Source organism: Proteus sp. G2626 (assembly GCF_009915985.1).
Lineage (GTDB): Bacteria > Pseudomonadota > Gammaproteobacteria > Enterobacterales > Enterobacteriaceae > Proteus > Proteus vulgaris.
On record NZ_JAABNH010000022.1, the window covers coordinates 60,558 to 83,978 of the forward strand.

At 36.8% G+C, this 23,421-nt stretch carries 19 protein-coding genes; 8 read left to right on the forward strand and 11 right to left on the reverse strand.

Annotation, left to right across the window (positions count from 1 at the left end; all coding sequences use genetic code 11):
- Nucleotides 1–129: 129 nt before the first annotated feature.
- From hemH to htpG, 3 genes are all read right to left on the reverse strand, one after another.
- The gene (gene hemH, locus GWJ05_RS09015) at nt 130–1,110 is read right to left on the reverse strand and encodes a ferrochelatase (RefSeq protein WP_036934727.1); all 981 of its coding nucleotides are present in this window, start codon (nt 1,108–1,110) and stop codon (nt 130–132) included.
- A gap of 163 nt (nt 1,111–1,273) precedes the next feature.
- On the reverse strand, nt 1,274–1,918 hold the full coding sequence (gene adk, locus GWJ05_RS09020) for an adenylate kinase (protein WP_036934729.1): 645 nt from the start codon (nt 1,916–1,918) through the stop codon (nt 1,274–1,276).
- A gap of 181 nt (nt 1,919–2,099) precedes the next feature.
- Nucleotides 2,100–3,983 carry a molecular chaperone HtpG gene (htpG, locus tag GWJ05_RS09025; protein ID WP_036934733.1) on the reverse strand — a complete coding sequence of 628 codons (1,884 nt, stop codon included), beginning with the start codon at nt 3,981–3,983 and terminating at the stop codon, nt 2,100–2,102.
- Between the two features lie 197 nt (nt 3,984–4,180).
- Here htpG and GWJ05_RS09030 point away from each other — a divergent pair, with 197 nt between their 5' ends.
- Nucleotides 4,181–5,233 (forward strand): ABC transporter substrate-binding protein, encoded by a 1,053-nt coding sequence (locus GWJ05_RS09030; protein WP_115370706.1) that lies wholly within the window; start codon nt 4,181–4,183, stop codon nt 5,231–5,233.
- A gap of 11 nt (nt 5,234–5,244) precedes the next feature.
- Nucleotides 5,245–5,964 (forward strand): substrate-binding domain-containing protein, encoded by a 720-nt coding sequence (locus GWJ05_RS09035; RefSeq protein WP_036934737.1) that lies wholly within the window; start codon nt 5,245–5,247, stop codon nt 5,962–5,964.
- A 43-nt stretch (nt 5,965–6,007) separates the two neighbouring features.
- Here the strand turns inward: GWJ05_RS09035 and purT are convergent, their stop codons facing one another.
- The 3 genes from purT to GWJ05_RS09050 all read right to left on the reverse strand — a co-directional run bounded on the left by purT (nt 6,008) and on the right by GWJ05_RS09050 (nt 9,401).
- Nucleotides 6,008–7,192 (reverse strand): formate-dependent phosphoribosylglycinamide formyltransferase, encoded by a 1,185-nt coding sequence (gene purT, locus GWJ05_RS09040; protein ID WP_036934739.1) that lies wholly within the window; start codon nt 7,190–7,192, stop codon nt 6,008–6,010.
- Nucleotides 7,193–7,315: 123 nt separating this feature from the next.
- Nucleotides 7,316–8,227 (reverse strand): EamA family transporter RarD, encoded by a 912-nt coding sequence (rarD, locus tag GWJ05_RS09045; protein ID WP_036934740.1) that lies wholly within the window; start codon nt 8,225–8,227, stop codon nt 7,316–7,318.
- A gap of 226 nt (nt 8,228–8,453) precedes the next feature.
- Nucleotides 8,454–9,401, reverse strand: a complete 948-nt coding sequence (locus GWJ05_RS09050; protein ID WP_036934741.1) for an aminoimidazole riboside kinase — start codon at nt 9,399–9,401, stop codon at nt 8,454–8,456.
- Nucleotides 9,402–10,681: 1,280 nt separating this feature from the next.
- Here GWJ05_RS09050 and GWJ05_RS09055 point away from each other — a divergent pair.
- The 6 genes from GWJ05_RS09055 to allS all read left to right on the forward strand — a co-directional run bounded on the left by GWJ05_RS09055 (nt 10,682) and on the right by allS (nt 16,986).
- On the forward strand, nt 10,682–11,317 hold the full coding sequence (locus tag GWJ05_RS09055; RefSeq protein WP_036934742.1) for a response regulator transcription factor: 636 nt from the start codon (nt 10,682–10,684) through the stop codon (nt 11,315–11,317).
- A gap of 942 nt (nt 11,318–12,259) precedes the next feature.
- The gene (locus tag GWJ05_RS09060; RefSeq protein WP_036934743.1) at nt 12,260–12,922 is read left to right on the forward strand and encodes a CDP-alcohol phosphatidyltransferase family protein; all 663 of its coding nucleotides are present in this window, start codon (nt 12,260–12,262) and stop codon (nt 12,920–12,922) included.
- 3 nt (nt 12,923–12,925) lie between these two features.
- Nucleotides 12,926–13,648 carry a lysophospholipid acyltransferase family protein gene (locus tag GWJ05_RS09065; RefSeq protein WP_036934744.1) on the forward strand — a complete coding sequence of 241 codons (723 nt, stop codon included), beginning with the start codon at nt 12,926–12,928 and terminating at the stop codon, nt 13,646–13,648.
- A complete protein-coding gene (locus tag GWJ05_RS09070) occupies nt 13,635–14,570 on the forward strand; it encodes a phosphatidate cytidylyltransferase (RefSeq protein ID WP_036934745.1) in 936 nt (311 codons plus the stop codon). The genes GWJ05_RS09065 and GWJ05_RS09070 overlap by 14 nt, the downstream gene beginning before the upstream one ends.
- A 318-nt stretch (nt 14,571–14,888) precedes the next feature.
- A complete protein-coding gene (locus tag GWJ05_RS09075; protein ID WP_036934746.1) occupies nt 14,889–15,710 on the forward strand; it encodes a CPBP family intramembrane glutamic endopeptidase in 822 nt (273 codons plus the stop codon).
- Nucleotides 15,711–16,071: 361 nt separating this feature from the next.
- Complete coding sequence (gene allS / locus GWJ05_RS09080; RefSeq protein WP_036934748.1) at nt 16,072–16,986, forward strand: HTH-type transcriptional activator AllS; 915 nt, start codon at nt 16,072–16,074, stop codon at nt 16,984–16,986.
- Between the two features lie 57 nt (nt 16,987–17,043).
- On the opposite strand, the gene GWJ05_RS09085 is transcribed toward allS, so the two are convergent.
- The 5 genes from GWJ05_RS09085 to GWJ05_RS09105 are packed head-to-tail and all read right to left on the reverse strand — an operon-like array spanning nt 17,044 to nt 23,082.
- Nucleotides 17,044–18,288 (reverse strand): MFS transporter, encoded by a 1,245-nt coding sequence (locus tag GWJ05_RS09085; protein WP_036934750.1) that lies wholly within the window; start codon nt 18,286–18,288, stop codon nt 17,044–17,046.
- A 25-nt stretch (nt 18,289–18,313) separates the two neighbouring features.
- A complete protein-coding gene (locus GWJ05_RS09090) occupies nt 18,314–19,219 on the reverse strand; it encodes a carbamate kinase (RefSeq protein ID WP_036934752.1) in 906 nt (301 codons plus the stop codon).
- A 47-nt stretch (nt 19,220–19,266) separates the two neighbouring features.
- Nucleotides 19,267–20,094 carry a DUF2877 domain-containing protein gene (locus tag GWJ05_RS09095; protein WP_036934753.1) on the reverse strand — a complete coding sequence of 276 codons (828 nt, stop codon included), beginning with the start codon at nt 20,092–20,094 and terminating at the stop codon, nt 19,267–19,269.
- 42 nt (nt 20,095–20,136) lie between these two features.
- Complete coding sequence (locus GWJ05_RS09100; RefSeq protein WP_161681369.1) at nt 20,137–21,402, reverse strand: DUF1116 domain-containing protein; 1,266 nt, start codon at nt 21,400–21,402, stop codon at nt 20,137–20,139.
- A gap of 12 nt (nt 21,403–21,414) precedes the next feature.
- Nucleotides 21,415–23,082 (reverse strand): acyl-CoA synthetase FdrA, encoded by a 1,668-nt coding sequence (locus GWJ05_RS09105; RefSeq protein ID WP_087803062.1) that lies wholly within the window; start codon nt 23,080–23,082, stop codon nt 21,415–21,417.
- Nucleotides 23,083–23,421 lie beyond the last annotated feature (339 nt).

Here is a 23,421-nt window from a genome sequence, read left to right on the forward strand (position 1 = left end):
TTATCAGCATTTTTAGTGACTAACACTAAAACACTTAAAAAATGAGAAAAGATAAGTTTATATATAACTGAAATATGATCAAATTAATATATCATCAAATCCGATAATTTTATTTATAGAATTCAGTAACTATTTTTTGCATACCTCACGGATCAACGCTTCTAGCAGGTCAATATGCGTTGGATCATCATTTAATGCCGGAATATATTCATACTGTTGGCCACCACCATGAATAAAGAATTCGCGGTTCTGTTCGTTAATTTCTTCTAATGTTTCTAAGCAATCAGATGAAAAACCTGGACAGACAACTTGAACGTGTTTAATGCCTTCACTTCCCAGTTTTTCCATGGTTTTATCAGTATAAGGTGATAACCAAGGTTCGCGACCAAAACGGGACTGGAATGTCAACATAACTTGCTCTTTAGGATAACCTAACTGTTCTTCTAATTGCTGTTTTAGCTTTTCTGTTGTGAGGCAACACTCATCATAATAAATATCGCCCGTTTTGATAAAGCGCTCAGGAATACCATGAAAAGAGAGAATTAAACGATCGGGTTTGCCATATTGCTGAAAACTTTTCTCAATAGAGGTGACAAGCGCTTTGATATAAAGCGGATGAGTAGGATAACTGCGAATAAAGTGAAGAGAAGGTATTGTGCGCATATCTTTAAAAATGCGACTAACACCATCAAATACCGCAGCAGAAGTGGAGCAAGAGTATTGAGGATACAGCGGTAACAAAATAATCTTTTCAACACCTTGTTGTAATAACTTTTCAACCCCTTCATTTAGCGATGGATTGCCATAACACATCCCTAACTCTACGGGGATATTAGGTAATCGCTCAGCGACAGCACGTTGTTGCGCTCGGCTGTAAACTAAAAGTGGTGATCCTTCATCCATCCAAATCTGTTGGTATAACTTAGCCACTTTAGGTGAGCGAAACGGTAATATCGCCCCTTGTAATATTGGTTTCCAAATCAAAGGAGAAACATCAACAACACGAGGATCGCTAAGAAATTGTGCTAAATAACGCCGAACAGCACCCGTTGTCGGCTCATCAGGTGTGCCAAGATTAACCAAAAGAACACCATACTTAGCATAATTCATACTATGACTCCTTAGAGTTATTTTATTAGGATAACCAAAGAGTAGAAGAATAAAGGAAAATAATAGATTGTGCTTGTCAATTTATTGGATTGTTCTTTTCCCCTATTTTATTTAGATAAAAAAAATCCCGGCTCAACCGGGATTAGTCATCACAATGACGAAATTAGCCAAGGATACTTTTCAGTTCAGCGTTAATTTCGCTTACTTTTTGTGTACCATCAACTTTGAAGTATTTCGCATTGCTTGCTTTAGCTTCATTTTGGTAATAAGAAACTAACGGTGCAGTTTGAGTATGGTACTCAACTAAACGTTTACGAACAGTTTCTTCTTGGTCATCTTTACGTGTTGTTAATTCTTCACCTGTCACGTCATCACGATTTTCCACTTTAGGTGGATTAAATTTCACATGATAAACACGACCTGATGGTGCATGAACACGACGGCCAATAATACGTTCAACAATGATTTCATCAGGTACAGCGAATTCCAGTACGAAATCCACGTTGATACCTGCTTCTTTCATTGCATCAGCTTGTGGAATTGTTCTTGGGAACCCATCCAACAAGAAACCATTACGGCAATCGTCTTGTTTGATGCGCTCTTTAACTAACGCAATCACTAATTCGTCAGTAACTAACTGACCATTGTCCATTAACGCTTTGGCTTTCAGTCCTAGTTCTGTACCTGCGCTAACCGCCGCACGTAACATATCACCAGTTGAAATCTGCGGGATACCATAGTTTTCTTTAATGAATTGAGCCTGAGTGCCTTTACCAGCGCCTGGAGCGCCTAGCAGAATGATACGCATCGCGTAAATCCCCTTGCATTTAATTTTTTATATTTAAACTCGAAAACGCATTACCATACCATTTTGTGAGGTCATCGCTCAAGAAATCACGGTAGCGATTGCATTTTATTTTTGTCGAAAAAGAAAAAACCACGCTCTCTTTTCAGAGAAACGTGGTTTAAATGTTTGAAAACGAAAACAGTTACGCTTTTTGAACTAAAAGTTGATTCACTAAGCGAATAAACTGGTTTGGATCTTCCAAAGAGCCTCTTTCAGCAAATAATGCCTGATCCAGTAATAAATTTACCCAATCAGCAAATAAAGCATCATCGGTTAACTCTGATGTTTGTTTCACTAATGGGTGATTTGGGTTTAACTCAAAGTTATATTTCACTTCAGGTACGGCTTGTCCTGCAGCTGCAAACAATTTAGCCATTTGTGTGGTCATTTCATCCGCACTGGTTGTCACAATCGCAGGTGTATCCGTTAAGCGGTGTGTTAATTTCACCTCTTTCACTTTGTCACCTAACAACGTTTTAATGCGTTCAACGAAAGGTGCTAATTGTTTATCTGTTTCTTCTTGTTCAGCTTGCTTTTCTTCATCAGCCAGTTTATCAAGAGATTCATCTGCTTTACTAACAGACTGGAATGATTTGCCATCAAACTCTGTCAGATAATTCATCATCCATTCATCAATACGATCTGATAACAGCAATACTTCGATGCCTTTTTTGCGGAACAGCTCTAAATGAGGGCTATTTTTTGCAGCAGCGTAGCTATCAGCGGTGATGTAATAGATTTTTTCCTGACCGTCCACCATGCGACTAACATAATCTTCCAGTGAAACGGTTTGAGCATCACTGTCGTTATGTGTTGATGCAAAACGTAGTAACTTAGCAATAGTTTCAATGTTAGATGAGTCTTCTGCTGGGCCTTCTTTTAAGACTAAACCAAACTCTTTCCAGAATGCTTGATACTCTTCAGGCTTATTCTCTGCCAGTTTTTGTAACATTTGCAATGCACGTTTAGTTAATGCACTACGTAAGTTACGTGTAACAGAGCTGTCTTGCAGAATTTCACGCGAAACGTTTAGTGGTAAATCATTAGAATCAACTAACCCACGAATAAAACGTAGGTAATTAGGCATAAACTGCTCAGCTTCATCCATAATAAAAACACGCTGTACATACAGTTTTAAGCCATGACGCTGTTCACGATTCCATAAATCCCAAGGCGCTTTTGAAGGCACATATAATAAACTTGTGTATTCTTGTTTACCTTCAACGCGGTTGTGTACCCAGCTTAATGGATCAGCAAAGTCATGAGAGATATGCTTATAAAACTCTTTATATTCATCATCACTTACTTCAGCTTTATTACGAGTCCAAAGTGCTTGCGCCTTATTAATTTTCTCCCAAGTTACTGTGCCGTCTTCTTCATTTTTCGTTTCAATTTCAACAGGCAAAGAAATATGGTCGGAATATTTACTAATAATGCTACGCAGACGCCAATCGTCTAGATACTCATCTTCACCTTCACGTAAATGAAGCGTAATTTCAGTCCCGCGATCTGCTTTTTCAATATCAGCAACGGTGTAATCACCCTCGCCTTCAGACTCCCAAAAAACACCTTTATCTGCACTTTCGCCAGCTGCACGAGTGCGTACTGTCACTTTATCTGCAACGATAAACGCAGAATAGAATCCGACACCAAACTGACCAATTAATTGGCTATCTTTAGCTTGATCTTGTCCGATAGATTCTAAAAATGATTTGGTACCTGATTTTGCGATAGTACCTAGATTATCAATGACTTCATCGCGAGTCATACCAATACCATTATCACTGATAGTCAGAGTTCGATTCTCTTTATCAGTGGAAATGCGAACATGTAATTCACCGTTATTTTCATAAAGAGTTGCATCTGATAATGCACGGAAACGCAATTTATCAGCCGCATCTGATGCGTTAGAAATCAATTCGCGAAGGAAAATTTCTTTATTGGAGTAAAGAGAATGGATCATTAATTGAAGAAGTTGTTTAACTTCTGACTGAAATCCTCTTGTTTCCTGACCTTTCATACTCATTTTTACCTCAATTAATCCTAATTTGGCGAAAAAAATCAATATGAGTAAAAAGTGGGGATAGTTAAGCAAGTTTCAAGGGTAACGTAAAAAATTAAGCCAATAAAAACAATAAAAGAACTTATAGGATTAAAGTTTGAGCTAAAATAATACTTGTTGTATATTTTATTATACAGCGATATTTACTCAGGTTTATTATTATGAAATCTTTATTACAATACGGTTTATTTGGTATTGGCTTATTTTTTCTCTCGTCACTTTCTTACGCAGACAGACAAATCGTAGACCAAATTGGTCGTACCGTAACCATTCCAGATAAAGTAGAAAGAACTGTTGTTTTACAACATCAAACGCTGAACTTACTGGTTCAACTTGATGCTACAGATAAAATTGTTGGTGTAATGTCTAACTGGAAACAACAATTAGGTGATGGCTATGCGCAATTAGCGCCATCACTGGAAAATATACCCAAAGTAGGCGATCTCACTCGTTTCGATGCTGAAAGCCTAGTAAAACTGCAACCTCAAGTTGTTTTTGTCACTAATTATGCTCCTAAAGAAATGATCGATAAGATCTCAACTCTTGGTATTCCAGTGGTCGCTATTTCATTACGTAAAGAAATTAATGATGATAAATCAACACTTAATCCAACATTACAAAATGAAGAGCAAGCCTATAACGAAGGGCTAAAAGAGGGAATTTTACTGATTGGCGACATCGTCAATAAATCAGAAAATGCAAAAGCCTTAGTAAATGATACTTTTAAACAACGTGAGCACGTAAGTCAGCGCTTACAAGATATTTCTAAAGAACAACGTGTACGAGCCTATATGGCAAACCCTGACTTAACCACTTATGGCTCAGGTAAGTATACCGGCTTGATGATGGAGCACGCGGGCGCATTCAATGTCGCGGCATCAACCGTCAAAGGGTATAAACAAGTTTCTCTTGAACAAGTTATTGCTTGGGATCCTGAAGTTATCTTTGTTCAAGACAGATACCCACAAGTCGTTGATGAAATAAAACAAGATACACGCTGGCAAGTCATTAGTGCCGTTAAAAATAATCGAATCTATTTAATGCCTGAATATGCAAAAGCATGGGGGTATCCAATGCCAGAAGCCATGGCAATTGGTGAGTTGTGGATGGCTAAAAAATTATATCCTGAAAAATTTAGCGATATCGATATGCCAAAAGCCGCTAATGATTGGTATCAAAAATTCTATCGCACGCAATATCAAGGGAAAGAGTAGGATATAGCACAATGACATTTTCCCTTTTTGCAGCGGGTAGCTTAAAAGCAACGCTACCTGCTTTTATTGAGCATTATCAGCAAAAAACTAGTGAAAAGTGGACACTTACATTTGGGCCAGCAGGATTATTACGCCAACGTATTGAACAGGGGGAAGTTTGTCATTTATTTCTTTCTGCTGATGAGAATAACGCACAGCAATTAATCAATAAAGGTTTTGCACTACAATATGCTCCTTTTATTGCCAATCAGCTTTGTATTACAGCTCGGCGTAATGATGTAAATGAAGAAGATAACTGGCTTAGCGTATTATCAAATACCGTATTAAAATTAGGGATATCCACACCAAAAGCAGATCCATCAGGGGATTATAGTTGGCAACTGTTTGATAATATTGCGCAGATTGACCCAAAGTTAAGTCAGGCATTAAAGATGCGAGCTCTTTCTTTGGTTGGAGGTGAGCATTCACTTACCATTCCTCAAGGTAGAATAGCTGCTCACTATTTAATTACCACACATCAAGCGGATGCCTTTATTGGTTACCAGCACTATCAAAAACAATTAAGTGAATTTCCTGAATTAAAAATATTCACTATTCCAAAACCTTTTAATGTCACGGCTCACTATTGTGCAACACTTATTCATTCACAAGCTTATAGCTTATATCAGGAAATTTTATCCCCTTATGCAAAAGACTATTTTATTAAAGCTGGATTTTTACCGCTAAGTTGATGGTATTTACTTAGCAGTAAAATAGATAACTGATGATATATTATTATTTAGCATCATCCACAACTATCGCATGAGCGCCATCTTTGGCCTCATCGAGTGCTTGTTTTATTGTATCAGCGTGGGCAAGCACTACCCCTAAACGACGAGAGCCCGCAATTTCAGGCTTAGCGAAAAGGCGGATCTGGCGATTCGCTTTTAATGCTTTTTCAATACCGGAATAGATAATATTTGTACTATAAAGCGCTGGTAGAATAACTGCTGAAGCACAATTACCTAATTGTCTAATCCCCCCAATGGGATAACCTAAAAAAGCACGGACATGAAGCGCAAACTCTGATAAGTCCTGTGAAATGAGTGTCACTAATCCCGTATCATGAGGACGAGGAGAGACTTCATTAAAAAATACTTCATCGCCCTGCACAAATAATTCCACACCAAATAAACCATAACCACCTAAGTTCTCAACTATTTTGCTCGCGATATTCTTTGCTTTAGCAAGTGCAATATCACTCATTTTTTGAGGTTGCCATGATTCACGATAATCTCCTTTTTCTTGTCGATGACCAATTGGAGCACAAAAATGAATGCCATCGACAGCATGAATAGTAAGTAAGGTTATCTCAAAATCAAAGGGGATCATTTTTTCAACAATAACCCGTCCTTTCCCTGCTCTACCGCCTTCTTGCGAATAAGCCCAAGCATGAGCTAAATCATTTTGGTTACGAATAACACTTTGCCCTTTACCTGATGAACTCATAACAGGTTTGACAATACAAGGAAAACCTATTTCTAAAGCAGCTTTTTTAAAACTCACTTCATCATCAACAAATTGATAATTTGAGGTCGGTAAAAGTAGCGTTTCCGAAGCTAAACGACGGATCCCTTCTCTGTCCATCGTCAGTTTTACAGCACGCGCGCAAGGAACAATTTTTTGCCCTTTTTGTTCTAACTCAACCAGTAACGTTGTTGCAATAGCTTCAATTTCTGGAACAATAAAATCAGGTTGCTCTTGTTCAATAACTAGCTTTAATGCATTGCTATCAAGCATATTTACAACATAATGACGATGTGCGACATGCATGGCTGGTGCATTGGAATAGCGATCAACCGCAATAACTTCAACGCCTAAGCGTTGACACTCTATAGCGACTTCTTTACCTAACTCACCTGCCCCTAATAACATCACTTTTGTTGCATTTGCAGTAAGAGCCGTACCCAGCACAGTCATTATCTATCCTCACCATTAATAAAAATTGCAATAACGCAAACGATTGCTTTTATATAGCATAACGGATTTTACGTGATAGAAAAATAGTCAGACAAAAAAATAATCAAACAAAAAAGTGAAAAATCACAATGTTTGACTACGTTTCCCTTTTTGGATTTTTAGATAATTAAGACGTTTTCGGATCAGTGCAAGAATACAGCATAAAAGTCCCAACCAAATCAGAGAAAAACTGACACCTTTAACTTCATCAAAAGCTTCATGAAATAAGAAAACAGCCAGTAAAAATTGAATAGTAGGTTCTATATATTGTGCTAATCCAATGACTGTTAACGTCGTTCGTTTCACTGCTGCTGTAAAAAATAATAATGGTAATATTGTAACCGGTGCTGTTAAAACATAATAAAAACGAGTCAAATTATCAGCTGAAGGAAGTGCACTTTTATCTGTTATAAAAAACCAAACAGTCACACCTATTGCTAATGGCATCAACCAGAGCGTTTCCATAAATAAAGACGTTATTACATCAAAACGAATAAACTTACGAATTAGCCCATATACAGCAAATGCACCTCCCATCATAATAGCTAAAATAGGTAACTCACCATACATCCACAACTGATATCCCACACCCGCACAAATTAAGGTAACAGCCCATTTTTCTGCTGGATTAAGCTTTTCTTTAAGAAATATCACACCTAATAAAATCGAGAAAAGAGGATTAATAAAATACCCCAAGCTCGCTTCTAATACTTGTTGATGTGTTAATGCATAAGTAAACGTACACCAAGAAACCGCCATAGCCATTGAACTAAATAAACACATAAAAACAGAACGTTTATCCTGGAAAATCGCGCGCCATTGAGTTCTATTCTTAATAAAAAGTCGTACCAGCAATAATAAAGGAATAGACCAAATTAAACGCTGAGCTAACATTTCTAACGGTTGAGCGCCGGGTAAAAGCCGATAAAACAGAGGTGTGATCCCCCAAAGAATATAAGAAAAAATGGCTAATACTGCCCCCGATTGAGCCCACATTTAATATTCCATTAATAAAAGTCGATATGATTTAATATCATACGCTTAAAATAGATAAAACAATATGATCAGCATCGCTGATTGATTAAACATCCGCCCTACCGCATAGAAGATATAAAAAACGCCATTAATAACCACTTCGAAAAAAGTAATTATTAATGGCGAGAAAGAAAATACGATTAAGGAAAACCACTGTAAACCGCAACCAGAAAAAATCAGTACGTTGTTAGAAAATGTCCCTGACATGTAAAGGTGGTTGTTGCTGAACAAAATCCTGTAATTTTTTACGACTCGGTGCAGCGGCTATTGCCCCTTTTTGAGTTGTCGCTAAAGCGCCACAAGCAGCTGCTTGCGTCACTATTTTTGATAAGTATTGTTCATCTTCAGCAAAACCATATTCAGCAAGTGCGGCTAACAAACCAGACATAAAAGCATCACCCGCCCCAGTTGTATCTATACATTCAACGGTAAAGGCACTAAATGCGACCTGAGTGTTTGGAGTTAACACTAAACATCCTTTAGAGCCCTGTGTGATCACTTTTAAACGCGCAGGATAACCTTCTAATTTTTTTAGTGCATGATCCAATGTTACTTCTTGAGTCATCCACGTAAGTTCATCTTCCGATAGTTTCAAGATATCGGCTTTATGTGCATAATCATCGATAACTTTGCGCATTTCTTCGTGATCACGCCACATTTGAGGACGTAAGTTAATATCAAAACTTAACAATGAATCTGTCTCTTTAATGCGATTGATTGCTGTATCCAAGGTTGAGCGACAAATAGGATTCACTAATGCCAAAGAACAAAAATGCAAAATATCTTTTTCGAATATTGGTAATGACTTTTCTGTTAAAAATTGATCAGCGGATTCGGCAACTAAAAAGGTGAAATCACGCTCACCATTTTCTTGTAAAGAAACAAGAACAGTACTGGTTCGGTGAAACTCATCAAACTCCATTGCACGAGTATCAACCCCCAAATCAAACAATGTTTTTTGCATAAAATGGCCGAACGCATCTTCCCCAACACGTCCAATAAAACCACTTTGTTGACCAAGCTTGGCTACACCAGTAGCAACATTAACTGGAGCACCACCTGCACACGCCTCATATTGCATATTTTGTAATGGGATCAGGTCAACAACAGCATCACCTAAAGACCAGACTTTCATAATCTCTCCTGAAGATAAGCATTTATTTTTCTTCACTATATTCTGTTTTTATCACAATTCATAACGATTAAAGGAAGATATTGCACATCAATCCATACTAATAACACCTCTATAAGTGAGTGCCTGGATTTCTTCTCCATTAATCAAGAAAAGGAATGTGTAATTGTCTTTTCACCACAAGACACATGTTTTTTACCTTTTTGCTATGAGTGGTGAAGTAACGTTGTTATCAGGTAAATAGTCGCGGTTAAATAGCATCGACTACTTAAAAAAATACTAGTGCTATCTCGATGACAAAACATAATTTTGACAGAACGTCGTGTTCAGCTAATTAGCAAGGTAATTGAATCGTTGTTAATAGCGAATAAAACAGCACTCCATCATATTGCCATATCCTAAAACAGCAACCAGATCCAGATATAGAATACGTAACCCCATTATAGTGTAGATAATAGCGTCAAAACACTGATCTAAAAGTTACTAAAGGGTCTTTTTGTAACAATCCTGTGCCATCAGATTGACAACAAATGAACGCTCCCTAAATTTTCTTGTCATTCGATTAAGGGGGGATTATTTCAATAAGAAATGATATCTCTCTGGTATCTGTTTTCAAAACATCATCAATTGAAGAGACGTTGTGTCTCATCATAAATTTTTCATGCAGAATAATCTGGAACATAGATACATTGATCAATAGTATTTTGATTAAATTTCAGTGTCTTTGGTATTAATAACGCAGGATTATTAATCGCCTTTAAGACTATCATAAAAGAAATAGATTCAGGTCGGGCTACCTTTTTCAGTGATACCCCCCAGTATTGGATCGATGAAGTTATTAACAAGGTTAGATATAAATAAAGTTCTATTTTACAAGAAGTAAAGTCAACCAAACACAAAAGGAATTTTATTGTAACTAAATACTACGATTAAATTCGTTACCAATAAGCACCTAAATATATTATTTTTTTACTTATTAACTGCGTTTAATATAGTTAAAATCACTTACGGTAAAAAACTTAGTTACAATTAATAATAGTTATCCGAAAATCCATTATAGAAATAAATTATTCTTATCTATAAAATACAAATATTGAAACAAAACAAAGTTCTGATATTTTATCTATAATATAATACAGAAGTATTAATCATTTTTAATTTGATATATTCTGAATATGGCTCCGTTACGTGAATGTTACCCTACACAAAAAACTTATAAATTAGTCAAATTTCGTTACTTATTCACTTTTTAGTTAAGAGCTGAGTAAAACCAGGAGCAACATATGGAATCAATAATCCACTTAATCACTTTTGAAGATGACAGTACAAAAGTTCAACTTAAAGCTGTTCTTTCTTCTTTAGCAGCTAATGTGAAAACCTATTCAAATGAACAGGCTTTCTTGAAATACTATTTTTCTTCAACAAAAGGAGCGCATAAAGAGTGTATCATCATTAATACAAAAAACAGTGCTGCACCATCAATTGCACTGATTAAAGAACTCAACAAATTGAAAAACATCATCCCTGTTATTATTATTTCTGGGGATAGTTCCATTGAGAGTTGTCGTAGTGCATTTAAATCAGGCGCTTTTGAATATTTAACTCGCCCTTTGAATGTAAATGAGCTTCTTAATATTGTCTCTGAATCCTTTCTACATTATGAAAGTGAAGTAGAGCAATTTCGAACATATATATCTTTAAAAGATAAATTTGGTAAGTTATCAAATAGAGAAAAAGAAGTTATGGAGATGATCCTTGAGGGAAATACGAGTAAAGAAGCGGCAGAAAAACTTTCGCTATCACCTCGTACTGTTGAAGTACATCGCTCAAATATGTATACAAAATTGAAAATAAGATCACTACCACAATTGGTTCAAGAATATGATTTCTTTAAGAAATATGACTTAAAAGCTGGCTGATTTACTCATGTGAATTTTATTTATCAATAGGTTTAATATCTACGATATAACGATATAGCCTGTTCAATTTTCATTATTTTCTATTAATGAGAGAAAACTGTACTTCTAAAAACATTCTATTTTGGATGATTTGTACCTAATATGGGAATAATTAATACGTTAGACTCCATTCTACGATAGAAGGGGCGGCAACTTATTTTGATGCCACCCTTTCATTAGTGTTCGCTTAATTTCAATTTAAAACACTTGTATATTTTATTCTCATAATCGCTATTATTAATAACTATAATCACTGTTTTTTATTAATAATAGTAATATAAGAATAGATGAAGCATTTCATTTGATATAAATCATTTTTTACTTTTTATAAATATGAATCTTCTCATTTTTAATTCTTATTATTCTTTATTCTTATTTCACGAAGAAAATTATTAACGATTAAAAAATAATACAAAAGAAATCCTTGTCTCTTTTTTTATGTTCATTTAAAGATTTTTTATGCGATTTTATTTTTGACTTAAACAAAATTTTTTTAATAAGAAAATTCTAACTAGTGTGTTTTAATTACCGTCATTTTAGCAGTAAAATAAGAAATAATAATTATTATTACCCTTTATACTCCCTCTTACTTAAGAAATTTATTCTCTTTATAGTTTAATTAATGTAATACATTATTTATCATTTCTACTTAATAATACTCCAATAAAGATTATCATTAAATGATCTCTCAAGGTAAGTATAACCTCTTATCATGGGATAAGTACTAACCCTTAGAAAAGTAAATATTTATTGATAATTTATGTATAGTCTTAATTTGATTATTAAATATGGAATAAATTCGTATCTTTGAAATATAAGATAAACTTATACGTTTTTTCTTATTCTCACTTTGAACAAATAGTCTTATGCTATATCCACCTAACTCGCTTTTTTACAAAAAAAATGAATAACCAAGATAAAAATCGCCGTCCTATAAAAGCAAGACAAACAAACTGGGCAACAAAATGTAGTCGCTACTTACAGCAAAAAGGAGCAACACCCAATGGTATTTCGGTGTTTAGCATTATATTTGCATTACTTGCTAGCTTATTACTCTTCTTTGCCCTTTCTTATTCTCATGGTCTATTACGCTCATTTTTGTTGATCTTTGGTGCATTAATGATCCAAGGTCGTCTTATTTGTAATTTATTAGATGGTATGGTTGCTGTTGAAGGCGGAATGAAAAGCCCTGTTGGGGCTGTTTATAACGAATTACCAGACAGAATTGCAGATACTCTGATTATTTTAGGTGTGGGCTATGGATTATCCGCTGACTTTTCGATGGCGATAACTTTAGGCTGGGTAGGTGCGTTTTTTGCGGTCATGACCGCTTATGTTCGAGTATTAGGTGGAAGCTGTGGATTAGATCAACACTTTACAGGCCCCATGGCGAAACAACATCGAATGGCTTTACTCACTTCGGTTGCTGTTATTGCCGCTTTGATTCCTAACCTTTGGGGAATATGGCTCTTTTTTATTGCATTATGGATTATTATTTTAGGTTCAACACTTACTACAATTTTCAGAACCCGTCGAATTTTACGGGATTTAGCACAAGGTGCCTAATTAATGAAAAATGGAAAACTTGCTTTAGACGCAAAAGTGGTCTCATCTGTATTAGTTTCTATCTGCCGTTTTCTAACTGGAATTCGTGCAAAACAGACCTCTCCCATTGCGAAGGATACACCTTGTATTTATTACGCTAACCACTCTAGCCATCTTGATGGCTTAGTCATTTGGTCTTGTCTTACACCCAATATTCGCCCTTATGTACATCCCGTTGCAGCTGAAGATTACTGGAATAAAAATCGCCTACGACGTTATTTATCTCGCCGTATTTTTAGAGCGATCCTTATTCCTCGTCATGCGACTAAAATGAATTTCACAGAAGAAAATAGCCAAGATGAAAAGATACCTAACCAAATAATGGACAGAAACACATCATCAACGTCGAATAAAGTCAATGCATTGGCTATCATGCAAGATATTTTAGATCAAGGTGAATCCCTAATTATTTTCCCTGAAGGCACAAGGGGCAATGGCGAATCTATTCAAGATTTTAAAGCAGGTCTTTGGCATCTTTCTCGTAAAAATCCCAATGTTCAATTAGTCCCTATTTATCTTGAAAACTTAAATCGAGTACTCCCGAAAGGTTCTCACTTAGTTGTTCCTGTTATTTGCAGTGCCATTTTTGGTGCCCCCATAGCATCCACTCATGAAAATGAAAGTAAACAAGAGTTTCTGATAAGAGCAAAAAGTGCATTAGAGGAGTTACACAATGGAACGTATTAATAATGAAGTCCTCTGGATATTTATCGGACTCTTCTCTTTCTTAATTGTTGCCAGCATCATTGGGGCTATTCTCGCAGCAATTAAAGGCCCTACCTCAACAATTACTAACCTTAATTCAAGGATCAACGCTTGGTGGGTAATGTGTATTATTGCAGGCGTTGCAATCGGTATTGGTGTAATTGGCTCTGTCATACTGTTTACAATTATTTCATGGCTTGCTCTTCGTGAACTCATTACATTAACCCCAACACACCGAGGCGATCATGAAGCATTATTTTGGTGCTTCTTCGTGATCTTGCCTATCCAATACGTTCTTGTTGGCGTGCAGTGGTATAATTTAATGGCTGTATTTATCCCTGTTTACGCTTTTTTATTAATCCCAACACGTATGGCGCTTTCCGGTGATACCCGCCATTTCTTAGAGCGTATGGCAAAAGTGCAATGGAGTGTGATGATAGCAATTTATTGCCTAAGTTATGCCCCCGCACTGTTAATGTTACCAATCGAAGGTTTTGAAGGCCGTAATATCAACTTACTGCTCTTTTTAATGATAGTGGTACAAGTTTCTGATGTACTTCAATATGTCTTTGGTAAATTATTTGGCAAACATCCTATCGTGCCTAAATTAAGTCCAAATAAAACCATTGAAGGTTTTTTCGGTGGCATTATTTCCGCCAGCCTAATCGGAATGATGTTGTGGTGGGCAACACCTTTTTCATGGTGGGCAGCCTTTTTACTCTCTTTAGCGATTACATTGGCGGGTTTTGCAGGTGGCTTATGTATGTCGGCAATAAAAAGGGACAGTGGCGTAAAAGATTTTGGCACAATGATAGAAGGTCATGGTGGTATGATGGATAGAATGGATTCCCTCTGTTTTGCAGCGCCTATTTTCTTCCATGTCATTCGCTATTTTTACGTTTAGTTCTACTTGGTTTAATCAAAAATAAACTAGCCCAATATAGACTAAAATGCCGATATTAAAGCTATCGGCATTTGATATTCTCTTTTTTCTCCATACCCATTTAATATCAATCATTGATTATCATTATATAAATTAAACATTTGTTTTAATTTTAGAGCAAAAATCAATATTATTTATATTACATATAAATCAATAGATTAAATAAAATTATAGCAATTAAAGAGGTCTGATTTCTCTACTTTTTTATTTATAATGATAGCCTAGAAGACTGCTATCTTTTACCCTAGCGCCCCTTTTCATTTTAGATCCTTTATAATTATGATCACTTGGTTACTTCTTGCTTTATCTTTGTCATTTTTGGGTTTTAATCGCACACTTGCACTTATTACACTTGCAGTTACAACACTTAGCGCATTTATAACAGGCATTATTGCATGGCAAACTTTACCAATTATCTTTAGTATTCTGTTACTAGCTCTTGCCTATTCCCGTTATAAAACACAACCACTGCTTCGGGCAATTATCATTCTTGCTCTTATTATTATTGCCAGTGGTTTAGCTTTTCACCTTATTCCTGGTTTTAACAATTTACGTTACCTTTCACATACCCCTATAGGAATAAAAAGCGTCCCTTTTTCGTTTTACTTCAATGCGGATAAAGCATTGTTGCCTTTTATTTTTCTCATTTTTATTCCTACCCTTTTTGTCTGTAATCCATTAAAAGAAGCGAATAAATTGCAATGGTTAATGTTGCTTATTGCAATCCCTGTATTATTACTCGTTGCCGTAAAATTAGGGGGGTTAGCTATTGAGCTTCACTTACCACACTGGTTACCTGCATTTATTCTGGCAAACCTCTTTTTTGTCTCTCTTGCTGAAGAAGCATTATTTAGAGGTGTTATTCAACAAACCTTATCACGTTACCTTCCTCCTTATGTTGCTCTGTTAATAGCAGCCATTATTTTTGGCTTTGCACACTTTGCTGGAGGGGTACTGTTGGTTATCTTCGCATCTCTCGCGGGGGTTATTTATGGCTTGGCTTGGATGTGGAGTGGTCGGATTTGGGTTTCAACTGCGTTTCATTTTACGCTTAATCTGACTCATCTACTCTTTTTTACTTACCCATTTAAAGTAGCTTAATCTCCTTTTCTACATCTTATTGAAAGATTTTTTGTCCTGACTTTCACCACCTTTTACTGATATCTTAAGGCCATCGGTAAAAGGATGAGTGAAACGTGAAAGCAATCACACAAATGGAATATAGATATTCTTATTTGCTCCCATCATCTGGTGAAATTTTTGTTAGTATGCTTTATCGCTTATCTATAAATAATCAAAATTTCATACGGCACACAACAACAAGCCAAAAATAATAACATCCATTAACACGATAAGAAATTGTCTTACTTTGCAGTATAGACCTTAGAAAAAATAGGTAAGCTTTGTTTAGTTCAGCATTATCTGCTGAAATTTTACCTTTTTCACCACCAGGACAAAAAATATGTTAGACCAAGAAATGATCCGTACTTTTATACAGGTCGCCGATTGCCAAAGTTTTACGAAAGCGGCCGATGTGCTTCATAAAACATCAGCGGCCATTAGTTACCGTATTAAAACATTAGAAGAAAATATTGGTACTCAACTTTTTAATCGTACAACAAGAACCGTGACCTTAACGCCAGCGGGTGAATACTTACTAGAAAAATGCCGCCAATGGATTGTATGGTTAGAATCGATGCCTGTTGAGCTTCAACAAATGAATGCAGGTGTCGAACACCAAGTGAATATTGTTATTAATAATCTACTTTATGATCGCACTGCTGTTGCCAGTATGCTGGCTTGCCTTCATCAACGTTTCCCTTCAACACAATTTCATATTACTCGCCAAGTTTATATGGGCGTTTGGGATGCGCTTATTAACGAGGATTATCATTTTGCTATCGGGGTTACTGGTAATGAATCCCTTAAGAATAATATTAATATTTGTGCCATGGGCGAAATTCAATGGCAATTTGTTGTCGCACCTAATCATCCTTTAGCCAATATCAGTGGGGTATTAAGTGATGATCAAATGCGAATGTATTCCGCAGTTAATGTAGAAGATACTTCCCGACATCTTTCTAAACGCACAGCATGGCGCTTATCAGGTCAGCATGAAATCCGTGTACCTGATTTACACACAAAATTAGCTTGTCATTTAAAAGGCGTCGGTATCGGATTTTTACCATTAAGTTTATGCAAACCGCTTATTGATAGTGGACAGCTAATTGCTAAAGAAGTAAAAAACCGTCGCCATAATTCACCACTTTCTTTAGCATGGTGTGAAGATAAAAAAGGCGCTGTGGTAAGTTATTTAGTGGAATTGTTCAAGCAGAATCATCCCAGCGTACAATCGTTTTACGATCCTTTAAATTAAAAAGGCAAACCGAAGTTTGCCCTTTTATTATTTATTCAAAAATGATCTAATACTAAATTACGCTTTTACTTCTTCATTATTGTTGTTGCTTTCTTTAATAAAGAGGCTTGCCACAATACCAATACAAATCAGAATAGCGGCAAAGTAGAAACCAGAGTCCATGCTACCTGTTTTATCTGATAAGAAACCAGTTAATGTCGGTGCAAAGACAGAACCTAGCATACCAATACAGTTATAAACACCAAACGATGTACCTAGTGCGTGTCGTGGTGAGTTATCAGCAACAACAGCAACAAGAACCGGGTTTGTACTGATTTTACCCACAATACCATAAAGGATCAGAGCACCAATTAACACAGGCATTGACTCTGACATTGGCACAGCAAGAATAGCGACTAATGACAGAGGTAACATGACCAGTAATACAGGTTTGCGACGACCAATTTTATCTGAAACCCAGCTAAAAAGAAGTGAACCAGGAATAGCAAACCACGGCATTAATGATGCGATAGTTGAAATTTGTGTCCCTGTAATTCCACGCTCAGTTTCTAAGTAGTACGGCAACCAAGTTACTAATACGAAGAAGCCATAGATTGAACAGAAGATGGTAACATATGCAAGGTTAATGTTACGGTTGCCGAATAAATCTTTAAATGTCAGCTTAACTTTCTGTTTTGGTGCACCCGCTTCTGTTGCAGGCTGTGCTTTGGGTTTATCTTTAATGATCCATAGCATCACCAAACCGATGATGATAATAGGAACACCAATAATGTAGAATGGCGCACGCCAACTCATTCCCATCTCACCAACAGAAATACTTGAGATGTAATAACCAATAGACAGACCAAATGCCATACCACTATTGATAATTGCACTACCTAACGTGATACGATGTTTCGGTATCGCTTCTGAAGATAAACCATATTGAGGACCATAATAGAAACCTTGGAAGATCCCCACCATGACCCATGCAAACATAAAGGTCACGTAAGTTGGCATCATCCCCGCAATAATGGTAAATCCACCAAAGAGCACAACCCCTGTTACTAATACTTTTTTCTTACCTAAATAGTCACCAATCATGCCTGATGGAATATTGAGTGCAGTATATCCGATAAAGAAAATACTCATGATAGAACCAAGTTGAGCTTTAGTAAGATCAAACTCAGCACCAATATTTACCATTAATGGGCCGACAATGGCGCGGCTACCATAAAGTGCAATCCAACCAAAGAAGAAGATAATGGTCAGTTTGACCCAATAAGGGACTTTGCCTTTCTCATTCACTTGTGCATCGTTCATAATGACGCTCCTGAAAGCATTTTTATTAAGACTTATAAATTAAAGTGCCAGACTGACCTTCAATAACTTGTTGAATATTTTGTAATGCACCAATATGTGCTTGTTGCCCAGTTGCATTAACAAAATCACTCACCGCCATAATTTTTGGTCCCATTGCGCCATCAGCGACAGCCATTGGTGCAAGTTCTTCTGGTGTTGCTTCACGAATTGCGGCTTGTTCTGGTGTACCCCAATTTTTATAAATAGCATCAGCCTCTGTTAAAATAACAAAGTGCTCTGCATTTAATTCACGAGAAATTAAAGCCGCTGTTAAATCTTTATCAATAACAGCTTCACTACCAATAAATTCATTATTTGTGTTGTTAACTGGAATACCACCACCACCACCACAAATAACAACATGACCTTTATCTAATAAAAGTCTTACCGCTTCGATATCAATAATTTTTTTCGGTGTTGGTGACGGTACAACACGGCGGTAATGTTTACCGTCTTGTTTAAATGTCCATTGATACTTCGCAATCAATTCTTCTTTATCTGCCTCATCATAAATAGGGCCAATAAATTTACTTGGATCGTTAAATGCTTCATCATTAATATCAACAGAAACACGCGTCATTACCGTTGTAATTGCTTGTTCTGGATTATTTTGATTAATTTTTTGCATCATCATATAACCAATCATACCTTGGCTTTCAGCCACTAGAATATCCAACGGATATGCAGGAACATCTTGATATGCCAGGTTTTGTAGTGCAAGCAATCCAACTTGAGGCCCATTGCCGTGTACTAATACAACACGGTACTCTTTTGCTAATTTATTAATTGTCTCTGACATTAATTCAATATTTTTATATTGATTTTCAGCAGATAAAATTTCTCCGCGTTGCAATAATGCATTTCCGCCTAAAGCAATAACAATTGTTTTCATAATTATCCGTATCCGAATGTTTATATAAATTCTTTTATTAAAAAAAATTAACCAATATGCTGTTGTTGTTTTTTAGTTTGGTAACCAATCCATAATCCCAGTAATGTATCTGCACCGGAATGATGACCAATAGAGAGTATTTCCAACATATCCTTAAAAATAATCTCTTTATTCTTTATTTTTTTACCTAGTTGAATGAGATAGGTAGAAAATATTCCCTGGGTGGCATATTCCAAATAATGCTTACTGACAACGGTGGTCAATTCAGATAAAGGAGGAGTGCTATTAAAAAAATAATTAAGTTTTTTTTCTGGTTCTGCTAAATAATGTGCAAATAACATTCCTACTAGCATATCATCTGAACTTGGCGTTAATCCGGGGCCTTTCCCTGTAAAAATAGCCCAGTTAACAGCATTGCCCACTAACTGATTATGAAATAGCTTAATTAATAATTTAATTTCACTGAGCTGCGCGATTTGGCGATAATTTTTCAATGGTCCATATAACCCTGTTGTAATTGAGGGTGAAAGCAGAGAAAAAAAACTTTCTAACCAACGCAAATCTAATTCCGCTTTATCTTGTAAACGCAAATTCTCACCTTGACCTGCTAGTAGAGTAAGTTTATTGGCGAGTATTGCTTGATGATCTTTTAGACTCATCATGACCGAGGGATGACACTGTTTTGCAAAATAGTCAAAATCATCTTGTTTCAGTAACCATCCCATCGGGCTTAATCCTCTTCCTTCACGATGAAAAGTGATTAAACGTTGTTGAGGGCAAATGAAATTCAAAGCATGATCATAAATGCCCACACATTTAATCTCACTTTCAAAGTCAGTAATATGTTGGCTGGTTTGAAGTGCTTGAATTTGCATAATGCCCCCTTTATTGCTGTGATTTATCGTTACAACGCACGATTAAGCATCGATACCTAACTCTTCTGCCAGTGCAACAATCGCTTTCTCAAAACAACCTAAAGGTGCGCGTACCGTTCCTGCGCCTATCTGACCGACACCCGGATCTTTATGCGCAATCCCCGTATTAATCAGTGGCGTAATCCCCGTTTCAACAACGCGACGAGCATCTAAACCTAAACACGCACCTTGGAAATCCCAAGTTGGAATTTGCAACATCATGTTACGCGCAAGGTAGATCTCAGCCATTTCTTCAGTCACTTCTCGCGCGGCATCCATACCTCCTGATGCACCAACAAAACGAGTCACACCCGGTGCTGCAACCATGGCTGCGCCACCAATACCAAAAGTTTCAGTAATTGCACTGTCACCGATATCTGGGTTTGCATCTGCTTGACTAAAACCAGAGAAGAACAGACCTTGTGGTGTATTCACTGGAGCCGTAAACCATTGGTCGCCCATTCCACTGATTTTGATACCAAAGTTGCTACCATTACGGGTCATAACGGTAACGATAGTGCCTTGTTTGATTTGAGCACCTGCATCCATCGCAGCTTTACAATAAGCCATTGCTAAGTTCAGGAAGAATTGGTCTGTAATGCTCAGGAATTTAGTTACTTTTGTGATTTCAGCATCTTCAAAATCTAATGTGCTTAATACTGGTGCCAATTGACGCAGTAACAGGGCTGAAGCTGCAATATTACGTTGGTGGAATTCATCCCCCATCGTAATGGCTTGCCCCATAATTGCAGTCAAATCGATACCATTTTCAAAAGTAGCAATCGCTGCTTTTAATACTGGCGCTAAGCTATTTTTCATCCAATGTAGGCGCTCTTGCACATCTGGGCCGTAAGCACCAAAGCGCATCACTTTACCGATACCTTCGTTCATATTGCAGTAAGCATAGTTACCATGAATGTGGTTTTTGATGACTAACATTGGCATATGAGCAGAAGTAATCCCTCCCATAGGGCCTACTGCATTTACGTTATGGCAAGGAATAAACTCAATTTCCCCCGCCTCTAACATCACTAATGCTTGTTCTTCAGTTTCTGCCCAGCCTTCAAATAAAGAAGCACCAATACATGCACCGCGAACAGGGCCACTCATTTCCTCCCAAGTTACAGGAGGGCCTGCATGAAGTAATTTTTTACCTGTCTCTAAAGTTGGTACAATTTCTTTAGCTAAATTAACATCACACCAGTGAGGACGGGCTTCACGGATACGTTCGATAACTGCTTCATTCGCTTGTTCGATAGTTGAATACATATCTGCAATTCCTTATTTCAATTTCTTTAATATTTCAGCCAGTTTTTTATTGCCACCTGCGACAGGTGCCCACTGATAATGCACAACAGGAGTCCCACTTGATTGCAGATCGTCTGCAAAACTACGTAGACCAGCGTTGATCACAGAGATCCCGTTAAGCAGTGGTGACACTTCAGCATGTGCTTCTGCTGGATGTGGCTGGATTAATTCTTTTGCTAATAAAACCGCTTCTGGCAACGTATCCATGACAATAATGCCCGCTTCTTTTAGCTGTTTTTGCTGTTCGCTACGGTTTTGCGGATCATCTTCAGTACCAGTAATGGTTGCGATGGTGATTAATGGATTGGCTTCGCCACGTTTTTCATTCAGTTTTTTGATTTCTTGAATTAACGCGCCGGCAGGATCTTGAGTTGCACCATAACCAATAACAAAATCAACCAGTAACACGCCAGCCTCTGTTTTATTGCTTAGCTCACTGATAAATTTGTTACGTGTAGATGGGTCAATCATTGGGTGTGGTTTACCCTGTGTATAAAAATCATCACCCATATCGATGATTTTATGACCATCAGCATCTAGCATTGTGCCTTGCTTATGTTCATTATCGACTTCAACATTAAGTTTTTCGGATAACAACATGGCGCACTCAGCCGCTAGCGTACCACCGGCATAAAGACCAATGATTTTCTTACCTGTAACTTTTGGTAACTCAGCCGCGATATCTTCAACACGCGCTAATTCAGCCGCAATGCGCGCCGTTTCATCTAACGTGCGAGTAAAATAAATATTGTCGTCTTGGAATTTCTCAGGTGTTGTGCCTAAGAATTGCGCCACAATCGGTTTATTATGGCGTTTCATTTCAGCAATAATTTTTTGACGAACAGCAGGCGCGGGTGGCTTAGAAACAAAAGCAATAACACGCGTATTAGGATCTGCCGCTAGCATATTGATAGCAGTTACAGCACTGATACCACCAATTTCCTCGGTTAAATCACGTCCACCTAAACCAATTGAATGAGAAATACCTTGGCGTTGTAAAACGATTTGAGAGGTAATTTCTTGAATACCCGTACCTGATGCGCCAACAATACCAATAGAGCCTTTAGGTGCAATGTTAGCGAAAGCAAGAGGTGCGCCTGCAATATTTGCCGTACCACAGTCAGGCCCCATCACAATCAAACCTTTTGCTGCAGCTTTTTCTTTTAGTGCTTTTTCATCTGTAATAGAAACGTTGTCAGAGAACAGCATGACGTTACAACCATCATCTAAGCCCGTGTCAGCCAATTCCGCGGCATATTCACCAGCAATAGAGATAAGTAACATATTGGCATTAGTGCTTTTTTGTTTAGCGGTACGCCAGCTACGTACTGTCGTTAATTTGTTACCGCCTTTTTGACCGCTTGCAATTTCTGCTAGTGCTTCTTCTAACGCAGTAGAAATCATGTCGATAATCGCAGGATCGTCTGATTCCGCTTTAATCGAAACACAAATGTCATTCGGCGTTGCTTCGTTAAACATGTCATGCCAAAAACCGGTGACATCAAGAAGAGATTTATTCGCTGGTGTTCCCATCATGACGGAAATTTCTTCCACTTCAGGGGCTTCACTTAATTTTCGGGAAATAATCATCAGGCTAACGGAATCCTGAAAGCTCCCTTTTTTAATAAAAGCATGGATCATTATGATATCCTTAACGCATTTAATATATGTAACAACACATATCTATTTGCATTTCGTTTTTTTGATAATAAGAAGCCTATTTGCTTAAACTATTAAGCAATATAAATAAATGTCTGATTTATTAATTTTGAATCTCTGCATATAAACATACTGAAGAAATATTGAAATGTAGAGTGATTGAAGTCACACTTATTTATTGTAAAAAATTTTTATTTAATATGACGATATTTATTAAATAAATTATTATGAGGAAATTTTATTATTCTAAAAATAAAATCAAAAATAAAAAGTAGAATTTAACGGATAGGAAACAAAACTAGTTCAATAAAAGCTATAAAA

What these genes read in the sequence shown, in the direction of transcription:
- hemH (WP_036934727.1), bottom strand. Translation starts at nt 1,110, where the DNA reads ATGAATTATGCTAAGTATGGTGTTCTTTTGGTTAATCTTGGCACACCT.
- adk (WP_036934729.1), bottom strand. Translation starts at nt 1,918, where the DNA reads ATGCGTATCATTCTGCTAGGCGCTCCAGGCGCTGGTAAAGGCACTCAG.
- htpG (WP_036934733.1), bottom strand. Translation starts at nt 3,983, where the DNA reads ATGAGTATGAAAGGTCAGGAAACAAGAGGATTTCAGTCAGAAGTTAAA.
- GWJ05_RS09030 (WP_115370706.1), top strand. Translation starts at nt 4,181, where the DNA reads ATGAAATCTTTATTACAATACGGTTTATTTGGTATTGGCTTATTTTTT.
- GWJ05_RS09035 (WP_036934737.1), top strand. Translation starts at nt 5,245, where the DNA reads ATGACATTTTCCCTTTTTGCAGCGGGTAGCTTAAAAGCAACGCTACCT.
- purT (WP_036934739.1), bottom strand. Translation starts at nt 7,192, where the DNA reads ATGACTGTGCTGGGTACGGCTCTTACTGCAAATGCAACAAAAGTGATG.
- rarD (WP_036934740.1), bottom strand. Translation starts at nt 8,227, where the DNA reads ATGTGGGCTCAATCGGGGGCAGTATTAGCCATTTTTTCTTATATTCTT.
- GWJ05_RS09050 (WP_036934741.1), bottom strand. Translation starts at nt 9,401, where the DNA reads ATGAAAGTCTGGTCTTTAGGTGATGCTGTTGTTGACCTGATCCCATTA.
- GWJ05_RS09055 (WP_036934742.1), top strand. Translation starts at nt 10,682, where the DNA reads ATGGAATCAATAATCCACTTAATCACTTTTGAAGATGACAGTACAAAA.
- GWJ05_RS09060 (WP_036934743.1), top strand. Translation starts at nt 12,260, where the DNA reads ATGAATAACCAAGATAAAAATCGCCGTCCTATAAAAGCAAGACAAACA.
- GWJ05_RS09065 (WP_036934744.1), top strand. Translation starts at nt 12,926, where the DNA reads ATGAAAAATGGAAAACTTGCTTTAGACGCAAAAGTGGTCTCATCTGTA.
- GWJ05_RS09070 (WP_036934745.1), top strand. Translation starts at nt 13,635, where the DNA reads ATGGAACGTATTAATAATGAAGTCCTCTGGATATTTATCGGACTCTTC.
- GWJ05_RS09075 (WP_036934746.1), top strand. Translation starts at nt 14,889, where the DNA reads ATGATCACTTGGTTACTTCTTGCTTTATCTTTGTCATTTTTGGGTTTT.
- allS (WP_036934748.1), top strand. Translation starts at nt 16,072, where the DNA reads ATGTTAGACCAAGAAATGATCCGTACTTTTATACAGGTCGCCGATTGC.
- GWJ05_RS09085 (WP_036934750.1), bottom strand. Translation starts at nt 18,288, where the DNA reads ATGAACGATGCACAAGTGAATGAGAAAGGCAAAGTCCCTTATTGGGTC.
- GWJ05_RS09090 (WP_036934752.1), bottom strand. Translation starts at nt 19,219, where the DNA reads ATGAAAACAATTGTTATTGCTTTAGGCGGAAATGCATTATTGCAACGC.
- GWJ05_RS09095 (WP_036934753.1), bottom strand. Translation starts at nt 20,094, where the DNA reads ATGCAAATTCAAGCACTTCAAACCAGCCAACATATTACTGACTTTGAA.
- GWJ05_RS09100 (WP_161681369.1), bottom strand. Translation starts at nt 21,402, where the DNA reads ATGTATTCAACTATCGAACAAGCGAATGAAGCAGTTATCGAACGTATC.
- GWJ05_RS09105 (WP_087803062.1), bottom strand. Translation starts at nt 23,082, where the DNA reads ATGATCCATGCTTTTATTAAAAAAGGGAGCTTTCAGGATTCCGTTAGC.